At 53.8% G+C, this 8,643-nt stretch carries 9 protein-coding genes; 8 read left to right on the forward strand and 1 reads right to left on the reverse strand.

All coding sequences use genetic code 11. The features are described from left to right. Positions 1 to 388: 388 nt before the first annotated feature. Complete coding sequence (locus EYQ49_00950; GenBank protein HIG24447.1) at positions 389 to 1,039, forward strand: hypothetical protein; 651 nt, start codon at positions 389 to 391, stop codon at positions 1,037 to 1,039. 1 nt (position 1,040) lies between these two features. On the opposite strand, the gene EYQ49_00955 is transcribed toward EYQ49_00950, so the two are convergent. Continuing rightward, the gene (locus tag EYQ49_00955) at positions 1,041 to 1,997 is read right to left on the reverse strand and encodes an NUDIX hydrolase (protein HIG24448.1); all 957 of its coding nucleotides are present in this window, start codon (positions 1,995 to 1,997) and stop codon (positions 1,041 to 1,043) included. Positions 1,998 to 2,102: 105 nt separating this feature from the next. Here EYQ49_00955 and EYQ49_00960 point away from each other — a divergent pair, with 105 nt between their 5' ends. The 7 genes from EYQ49_00960 to EYQ49_00990 form a co-directional block, all read left to right on the forward strand. After that, complete coding sequence (locus EYQ49_00960; GenBank protein ID HIG24449.1) at positions 2,103 to 3,794, forward strand: VWA domain-containing protein; 1,692 nt, start codon at positions 2,103 to 2,105, stop codon at positions 3,792 to 3,794. 100 nt (positions 3,795 to 3,894) lie between these two features. Beyond that, complete coding sequence (locus EYQ49_00965; GenBank protein HIG24450.1) at positions 3,895 to 4,791, forward strand: hypothetical protein; 897 nt, start codon at positions 3,895 to 3,897, stop codon at positions 4,789 to 4,791. 290 nt (positions 4,792 to 5,081) lie between these two features. Continuing rightward, positions 5,082 to 5,717, forward strand: coding sequence for a hypothetical protein (locus EYQ49_00970; GenBank protein HIG24451.1), 636 nt, complete (start codon positions 5,082 to 5,084; stop codon positions 5,715 to 5,717). Further along, entirely contained in the window at positions 5,708 to 6,595 is an 888-nt protein-coding gene (locus tag EYQ49_00975; protein ID HIG24452.1) for a hypothetical protein, read from the forward strand. Before EYQ49_00970 ends, EYQ49_00975 begins: the two co-directional genes overlap by 10 nt. Then, positions 6,592 to 7,284, forward strand: a complete 693-nt coding sequence (locus EYQ49_00980) for a hypothetical protein (protein HIG24453.1) — start codon at positions 6,592 to 6,594, stop codon at positions 7,282 to 7,284. The genes EYQ49_00975 and EYQ49_00980 overlap by 4 nt, the downstream gene beginning before the upstream one ends. A 59-nt stretch (positions 7,285 to 7,343) precedes the next feature. Beyond that, entirely contained in the window at positions 7,344 to 8,390 is a 1,047-nt protein-coding gene (locus EYQ49_00985; protein ID HIG24454.1) for a hypothetical protein, read from the forward strand. Beyond that, a partial coding sequence (locus EYQ49_00990) for a bifunctional (p)ppGpp synthetase/guanosine-3',5'-bis(diphosphate) 3'-pyrophosphohydrolase (protein ID HIG24455.1) occupies positions 8,390 to 8,643 on the forward strand: 254 nt, incomplete at its 3' end. The genes EYQ49_00985 and EYQ49_00990, both read left to right, overlap by 1 nt.

Genomic DNA, 8,643 nt, shown 5'->3' on the forward strand with positions numbered 1-8,643 from the left:
GCTGGGTGGAGAACTCCACGATTCTTATTTGTAATGGCCACTGGATGTACGCCGCCCGCAAGGTCACCAAGTGTTCCAGGTAAATGAAACTAATTAGTGGCAACTACTAGCGAAAGGGAGAATGATGGATTTATTACTGGTCGAGAAGAGCTCTGATGGTGGGCCAGAGGTGGATGGTCCATCGGCGGGAGCGGTGTGTTTCATCTATGGCTGTGACGAGCCGGGGTTAGTGCTGGTGGCGGAGGGATGAATGTGCGGCATCCACGCCGCCCATTTGTTGTAGCGGCGAGAGGCCGTTACCGATCTGCTGAAAAGTTTCGCTCGACAAATGGACAAATTTGTTTCATACTTTAGGAATGCCTAATGGTCTTCTTCCTCGGTCTTTTATTTGAAGCTCCTCAACGCAGCCGGCCATGAGTTTGATGCTGAGCTCTTTGTGGTGCCTCGAGATGGTACGGAGGGGTTTGCTATTATTTTTCAGTCCCGAGGTGGAAAGAAGGGTTCACCTTCGGCTCGAAACCCCGATTATTTTCCGGCTCTTGAAGAGTTGCTACGCCGTTTCAAAGAGGCGCAAGCGGTTATAGCGACGATATACGTTGATTCAGAAAGAGTTAGACATCTATCTATTCAGGAAAGGGTTCTTGAGATGGACTTCCCGTTGCGGGTGCATGATCTTGAGAATTTAAATGAGCTTCGACGGGAAATATGCCGAAAACAGCAACCTGTGGGTCGCAGGCCCGGCACTAGTGGTGGTAATTCCACAAAACAAATTCGTCTAGAGGTCGAGCCTTGTTCTGATATGCCTAACCCAGAAGCTGCTAAAAAGTGCCTGCGGCCGTTGATGGCTGAAGAGCCAGAGTTCGTGCCGAGGCCAACTCCGACGCTACCAGATGAGTATTCGCCGAAGGAAGGTTTTCGGGTAAAGCCGTCAGAGCCCTTGGAAGAGGAGCCAGGTTATGTAGTGGTTAAAAAACTTTCTTTGGTGCAACGGTTATTGCTTTGGATATGTCAGTGGTTGCCGCCATCTCGTAAGAGGTAGTCTATTTACTGGGTTTTTTAGGTCGGATGGGGGGGCTGAGTTGGTCCAGGTTGCCGACGGTGAAGAGCTCGGCGGGGCGCCCACCGGAGGTGCTGGGTGAAGACTTCTTTCCCGTGGGTTCAAGAAACCCGTCTACCTGTAAGACGCTGCGTTGAAAGTTTCCGGGGTCGAGTTTTGCGTAACTGGTTTCTTCGTTTTGCATTAAATAGCTCAGTGAAGTTTTTTCAGCGAGTGGTGCTTCGCTTTTGAGAGGTTGCGTGGCGAGGTGGAGGGCCACCGGGGCAGCGACGGGTTGAAAAGAATGTGGCCTAGCCGACTTGAGTTCAAAAGGTTTTGAGGCCGGGCCTCTCAAGTCGTCGTGTTCTTTGGCCCCCGCCAGGTATTTTTCGGTGTCTCGCCAGATGATGTCGTAGGTCGAGCGGAGTTGGGCAATAGTAAATTCTTCTGGGCAAAATTGGGTGGCCAGGGGAGTGTAGGAGATTTTGTTCCGCAGTCGTTCAACGGCGTCGGTGAGGATTTTTCGGTGGTCAAAGGCCAGTTTGATGCTTTTGTTGGGTATTTCGACAATTGGTACGTGTTCGGCGTATTTGGCGTCGCCGCCGCCTTGGGGTTCGGGAAGATCGTACTCTGCGGCAAAATAGGCCACGCTTACCACGCGCATGCGGGGGTCACGACCTGCATCGCCGTAGGTGCGGAGTTGTTCAAGGTGCCCAACTTTGTTGGCGATTCCGGTTTCTTCAGCGAGCTCTCGCCATGCGGCACTTTCGAGGTTTTCTTCCTCGTGTACAAAGCCTCCCGGGAGGGCCCAGGAGTAGCGAAAGGGGTCTTCATCACGCTGAATAAGCAGTATCCGGAGGGTTTTGTTAATAACGCTGAATATCAAGAGGTCTACCGTTACGGCGAAATCTGGGTAGTCGCTGGAGTTGTAAGAGGTGTTTGTCACACTGCAAGGGTACATGGTATTTGTCAGAAGTGCAAGAATTAAAAAAAGTTCTAGTAAATTTGACAAATACTACTTTTATGTGTTATAGTGATTTAGACACAAACCTACAGAGGAGCTATTATGCCCAAGAACAACGAAACTACCAACCGATTCAACCCCGCCGCCATGGCCATGCTGGCTGACCGTCTTGGCAACCCAGCCACCGGCGAGGCCGCTATTTCTCCCGCCTCGCGTGATCGAGCTCGAGGGGCGTTTGTAGGTTTTGCCATAGGCGAAGCCTTAGGTGAGCCGTTGGAAGGCCGCTCGGCAGCCTGGATAAGCGAGCATTTCGGTACCGTCAACGGTTTTGTGGTGCCTAACCCTCTTCCAGGCACCGACACCCAGTTGGCCATCATGGCCGCTGATGCTTTGATCTCTAGCCAGGTAAGTCATCCCGAACGGTTTGCTGCTCGCCTCATGACAGCCACTATCGAGACTCAGGGTATGGCCGTGCGCCACGCTCAATCAAAGTTGTCGGCCGGCCAGCCTTGGTGGGAAGCCGCCAAGGCCAATTCCGCCGGCACCGCGGCCGCTGCTCGAGCAATCGCCTTTGGTGTGGTGTGGTCAGGCAACCCCGAGCGGGCAGCTTACGAAGCGGCTTTGTCGGCCTCGGTTACCCACGGCCACCCCATGGCTATTAGTGCAGCCGCTGCTATGGCCGCCGCCGTTTCGTTGGCCTCCTCTGGTCAGGGCGACCTTGGTGCCATGTGGCTTGAAGCAATAGCCGACATTTGCGCCGACTACCCACAAATCGAAATTCACGGGGCCACCTTGTTGAGCCGCTTGCGATTGTTGCCTTCGTTGTTAGGTCAGCCACCAGAAACGGTGCTGAATGTGTTGGGCACCAACCCACTCGCTAGTCAGGCGGTTCCGGCTGCCTTGTGGTGTGCCACTCAAGGCCCCCAGGGGGTGTTGTCTGCGGTAAATGCCGGCGGCGATACCGACACCATTGCCGCCATGGCTGGGGCGTGTCTTGGGGCTTCTTTGGGAGCTAAGAAAATACCAGCCGATTTTACTCAGGTGGGAGGCCTCGCACCGGTGGTTGATACCGCCGATCAGCTCGCCACCTTGGTCACGATCCACACCTCGAAAACTGAACCTAAAAAGAAGACCGAACCAACTGAAGCTGTACATGTGTCGTTCCTCATTGACCGGTCGGGTTCTATGGCCGGCATGGTGGGCGATGTTGTTGGCGGCTACAACGAGTTCGTTAAAGAACAACAGGTCACCAAAGGCACCTGCACCTTTACCGCCGTGCAGTTCGACACCGGTGAGCCATTCAAGGTCACCGTGGATGCCGTAGACATCGGTGAGGTGCCAGAACTCACGGCCAACGATTATCAGCCTCGAGGCGGTACGCCGTTGCTGGATGCCTTCGGCACGCTTATTGAGTCGGTGACCAAGCGTGAAGAGGGCCTTGCCGAAGCCGAAGACCAGATCATCGTGGTCTTCACTGATGGCCACGAAAACGCCAGCTCCCGGTGGACAAATCAAGCATTGTTTAACCTGGTAGCCGAAAAAGAAAAAGCTGGCTGGACTTTTGTGTTCATGGGAGCCAACCAAGATTCCTATGCCACGGCTGGCCAGTTCGGTATTCGCCAAGAAAACACTCAAAACTTCCGTGGAGATGGCCAAGGAACCCGTTCGGCCATGAAGAGCTTCAGTCGAGGAATGAGCGAGTACCGCACCTCAATGCCTGAAGAAAAGATCCGCCGCAAGAAAGACTTTTACGACGGTCGCAAAGAAGCGGAGTCCGATCACGACAGTCGCTGAGTTTGGTTGTCAACCAATGTCCTTGGGGTGTCTCCGCACCCCAGGGGCGCCTTTTTAAAACTTTCCTCCCTCCAAAATCATCAACAGAAAGAAAATCAACATGACCATTACTTCCTTAAATACCGTTTCCGTAGGCTTGCCTCTGAGCCGCTTGGGGATTTCCCTTTTTCCGGTTTATTTGCCGGGGAATAATCTTCCAACAATCGGCACAGGGCGTGACGCAGGGCTGATTATTGAGGAGTGTGGGCAGGCCACGGTGCCTCACTTGGTGGCCGTTAATCCCACTAATCAACCGATTTTGGTGGTGGAGGGTGAGCAACTAGTCGGTGGCGACCAAAACCGCACCGCCAATGTAAGCGTCCTCGTGCCTCCTGGGCAGACTATTAATATTCCTGTCTCGTGTCTCGAAGCGGGCCGTTGGGGCGATTCGCGGCGTTTTGAGCAGGGCCGCTCTTTTGCGCCGCGCCGAGTGCGTCGAGTAAAACACGCAGGTGTTCGTCGTTCTTTGGTTGCTACCGGCGGCCGCAACAGTGATCAGGGCGCCGTGTGGGGGGTCATAGACCACGAGTTGTCCTTTTTGGCGGTTGATTCTTCAACCTCGTCTATGGCTGATGCTGAGATAGTTTTTGAAAAAAACCATCGGCTTGGCGAGGTGGTTGAGGAACTTGAAAGCAAAGGGCCGTTGCTTGAGCAATGTGGTTTGGTGGTTGCTCATGGGTCTCGGGTGGTTAGCGCCGAAATTTTTGGGTCACCAGAGTTGTTGCAGGCTCATTGGGGGTCTTTGGTTCGTGCGTGTTTTTTAGAAAAGCCAACCTCTGATGGTCGAGCATCAGCCACGGTGGCCTTAAAGGTGCTCAGCCGTTTCGGGGCTGCGGATTCGACTGATGTCCCGGGGGTAGGCCTGGGTTTGGAACACCATGTGTGCATTGGCCGATCTACCGGTCAGGTTTTGACCCTAGACGATGCCTTGGTGCATATGAGCTTGTTTCGCAAATGAGTAGCCCCTATTCACTACCCATGAGGGTCCGAAACCCTTTAAAATCAAGGGTTTTCTGAGATTGTCACACCCCTCATGTAATATTTTAACTATGACAACGACTGAGGAAAAGCCAAAGGTTCTGGCCCACGGGCTCTCATAACTGGTCAACCATTTTGGTTCCGCCGCCCAGGAGGGTTTTTACCTCCTTTCCACCTCCTGGGTGCTGCGGGCCTTCCAGCTCTTCACCTGTTCGGGTTTTCCGGCAGGGTTCACGTCGATTTTTTCGACACCAATTTTTAGGAGTTCACATGAACAAAGTTAAAGATTCAGTAATGGTTTCCGACCCCGCGTCTTGGTGGCGCCGTCTTTGCCGGGTGACCGATCAGTTGCATCTGTGTGGTGACTTGCCTCAGAGTTTTTGGGGTGCGAGACGCAACCTTAAAGGCTGGGTGGATGATGGCATTACCCACATTGTTGATGTACGAGGCGAGTACTCCGACGAGGACCTAGTGAAAAAATTGCAACCCCAGGTGGTCTACGCCTTTCACGGCACCCATGACAATGGTGGCCCGCAAAAGAACAGTTGGTTCAACGAAGCGGTCGACAGCGTGGTCGCCGCCATACGGGCCGACCCAAGAAACCAGGTGGTGGTGCACTGCCACATGGGGGTCAACCGTGCTCCGTCGTTGGCTTTTGCAGCCATGTTGGAGTTGGGTTTCAATATTACCGACGCTTTAACGGCTATTCGCTCCTCTCGCCCTATCGCTCGCATTTTGTACGCCGATAGTGCCGTGCGGTGGTATGGCAATCGCCATGGCTGGTCTGAGCAAAAGATCGCCGAGGCTTGTCGCGAAGCCAAAAATTGGCACAAGCAAAACCCCGTTGATGCGGGGTGGGTAATTAGTCGTATTCGCAAAGAAGAAAGGGTAAACGCATGCAAATAGCTTTTAACGATTACTACATAGGTGCCGGATATCAGTTCGACACCACCCGTAAAGCAGGGCCTATCGCCGAGGCTTTGGTTGGCTTGGCCAACATTGAGGTGGTTGACCCCAAAGATTACGTGGCGTTGGCCGAGCAAATCATTGAGGCCATCCATGACGAGGAGTACCTTGATGCTTTGCGCACCGGGGAGCCTCGGAGCTTGGCGTCGAGCCAGGGCTTTGGGTGGTGTCCTGAGATTTGGGACATGGTGGTTAACTCCACGGCCGGTGTGTTGCTAGCCGTGGAGGCTGCTTTGGCTGAGGGCACAGCTGGGTCGTTGTCTTCTGGTTTGCATCATGCACGGGCTAATACCGGTGCCGGGTTTTGCACCATTAATGGGTTGGCGGTGGCTATTGAACACGCCAAAACGTTGGTGGAGGGCCAGGTGGTGGTGCTTGATCTTGATGCGCATTGCGGTGGGGGCACCCAAAGCTTTATTGCCGGGGACCAACGGGTTGGGCATTTTGACCTGTCTACGGCTCGATACGACGGCTACGCCCCCACTTTGGGCAACCAGTTGGTGTTGTTGCCGTGGGAGGTAACCGACCAGGAATATGTGGAGGCGGTAGCGGCCATGTTGGCTGACTTGCCGACCGATGCGGGCCTGGTGCTTTATAACGCCGGGGTCGACCCAGCACCGGCTATTTCTGCCGATGCCTTAGCCGAGCGTGAGCGTTTGGTTGCGACTTGGGCCAGCGAACACCAGGTGCCTTTGGCCTTTGTGTTGGCGGGTGGTTACACCAGCGGCATGACCGAACAAGAGCTCACGGCTTTGCATGTACGCACCGTTACTGAGTGTGCAGCGGTGGCCAAGCCGGTAGCGGAGGTTTGCCGATGAGGTGGGGTAAGAAAGACCGGTCCGAACCGCAGGTAGTGAAGGTGGCGCCCAGCGGTTTGAGTTACGAAAAATATGAGTGTGATCGTTGCGTGGGTGCTTGGTATGCCGGGGAACGGTGGTTTAACAACCCGTTTCCTGGCATCTTTGCCAAACTTGATTCACAGCAGCGGGCATATTTTGATGGGTTGCCGTCTTCGGCCATTGACCCTGCGTTGCCTCCGGGCACTATCCGTAATGGTGGCCGGGTGAAGTCGGCGCCCTATTCCTTCGGTGGCTTAGATTTCGTCATAGGGGGCAGCATGGATGCGCTCATACATTTTGATGACGGCACAGTGGGCATTGTTGATTACAAGTCCAGCACGGCCTCGGCGACTTTGGGTGAGGCTTATATGCCCCAGTTGGCGGCTTATCGATGGGCTTTAGAAAACCCTGCAGAAGGTGAACCGAAAAAGGTGTCGGTGGCTGGGTTGTTGGTGTTTTCGCCTACCGCCATGGTCGATACCGATCAGGGTCGAGCCAACTTATTGTCAACCACCTGGATACCGGTGGACATTGAACCAGATTGGATACTCCACAAGTTCGCTCGGTTGGCGCCGCTCATTCATGACCCACGAGCGGGGGCCATTAAAGAGGGCTGCGGGGTGTGCCAAATCCGTAGCGAAATGAAATGGCGTTGGCGTGTTTGTTAAGGCCGTGAGTAATCAAAGCTTGAATATCAAAAAACTATTAACAGAAAAGAGAAACAGCAATGAGTAAAAATGCGATCCGCATTGATCAAATAAACGAAACGGTGACTTTCCCAGAAACCGTGGTGACCGACGAGTTGGTGCGCTTGTTATTTGACGACACCCCAACCGCCGAACGAGATGAGTTGTATGACTTGATTATCCGTTTTGGTGCTTTTGCCTACATGGACGACCGTATTGGGGCGTTTTTGAGCTCCACGGCTGACGATGTGGGGGCCAAGTTTGAGTATCTAAAATTGCTTTATGCCGAGCGTCAGCGTTCGATGGCTACTGCCGAGAAGGGTGCTTTGGCCGAAAAAGATGTTGAAGTGGCTTTCCGTGAGTTGGTAGCAAGCCGGTCGTGGAACGACCTCGTGGAACCCACCGGACAAACCGGCGGAGTTCTTAAGGGCAACAAAACCGGTGACGTGGTTATTCATGTTGGGGGTCACGGCGGTCCCCGTCTTGTTGTGGAGGTCAAGTTTGACAAGAGCGTTGCTTTAGGTGGCGCAGAAGATGCGAAGCACGACAAAAATAGGACAGATACCGCGTGGAGCCAGTTGGTGGAGGCCGGGGCTAACCGTGAAGCGGCTTTGTCCCTTATTGTCTTTGACCGCGGTTCGTTACACACCAGCGTAAAAAGCGCCGTACAAGACGTGGCCTGGCTTCCCGGTGCGGGTTTGGCGGTGCTGGTTGATACTGAAATGGGTGATTTCAGCAACCTTGAGGTGGCCTACGGGTTTGCACGAGGGTTGTTGTTGGCGGCTTCTCGCCCAGACATCAACGCCGAGATTTTGTCGGTGGTGGTGTCTCGGGCCATGACCGAAGTCCAACGGTGTCTCGGGGTGCGTAAGCACGTAATGAGCATTATGAAATCGGCGCAATTGATGATGGTTGATCTTGAGCAAAGCAATGCTGCTTTAGAAGGCATTAGCGAAATGTTGGCCACAGTGAGTGCGGAGAATCCATTGGGTCAGTCAGATCTTTTGACCTTGGACCAAGGAGAAGACGTACGTGATGCCCGTAAGAGAACAGAAAAAGAAATGAAAGAGTTGGGGGGTTCTGTTTAATGATGTTGAGCAAAAGGTTTTCTGAGGCGGTGGAGTTTGCCCGGGTTCACCATGAGGGCCATAACCGCAAGGGCTCATCGATCCCTTATTTGACCCATTTGTTGGCGGTGGCCGGGCTGGCTATCGAAGATGCGGCGGCCGACCCCGGGTTACAAGACCAGGTGGAAGACATCGCTATTGCGGCCTTGTTGCACGACGTGTTAGAAGACACTGAGGTAACGGCCGATGAACTCGAAGCAGCTTTTGGCTCGGT

The sequence above is a fragment of the Acidimicrobiia bacterium genome (assembly GCA_012959995.1).
Lineage (GTDB): Bacteria > Actinomycetota > Acidimicrobiia > Acidimicrobiales > MedAcidi-G1 > MedAcidi-G2B.

Coding starts and splice junctions, on each gene's coding strand:
- EYQ49_00955 (HIG24448.1), bottom strand. CDS start 1,997: ATGTACCCTTGCAGTGTGACAAACACCTCTTACAACTCCAGCGACTAC.
- EYQ49_00960 (HIG24449.1), top strand. CDS start 2,103: ATGCCCAAGAACAACGAAACTACCAACCGATTCAACCCCGCCGCCATG.
- EYQ49_00965 (HIG24450.1), top strand. CDS start 3,895: ATGACCATTACTTCCTTAAATACCGTTTCCGTAGGCTTGCCTCTGAGC.
- EYQ49_00970 (HIG24451.1), top strand. CDS start 5,082: ATGAACAAAGTTAAAGATTCAGTAATGGTTTCCGACCCCGCGTCTTGG.
- EYQ49_00975 (HIG24452.1), top strand. CDS start 5,708: ATGCAAATAGCTTTTAACGATTACTACATAGGTGCCGGATATCAGTTC.
- EYQ49_00980 (HIG24453.1), top strand. CDS start 6,592: ATGAGGTGGGGTAAGAAAGACCGGTCCGAACCGCAGGTAGTGAAGGTG.
- EYQ49_00985 (HIG24454.1), top strand. CDS start 7,344: ATGAGTAAAAATGCGATCCGCATTGATCAAATAAACGAAACGGTGACT.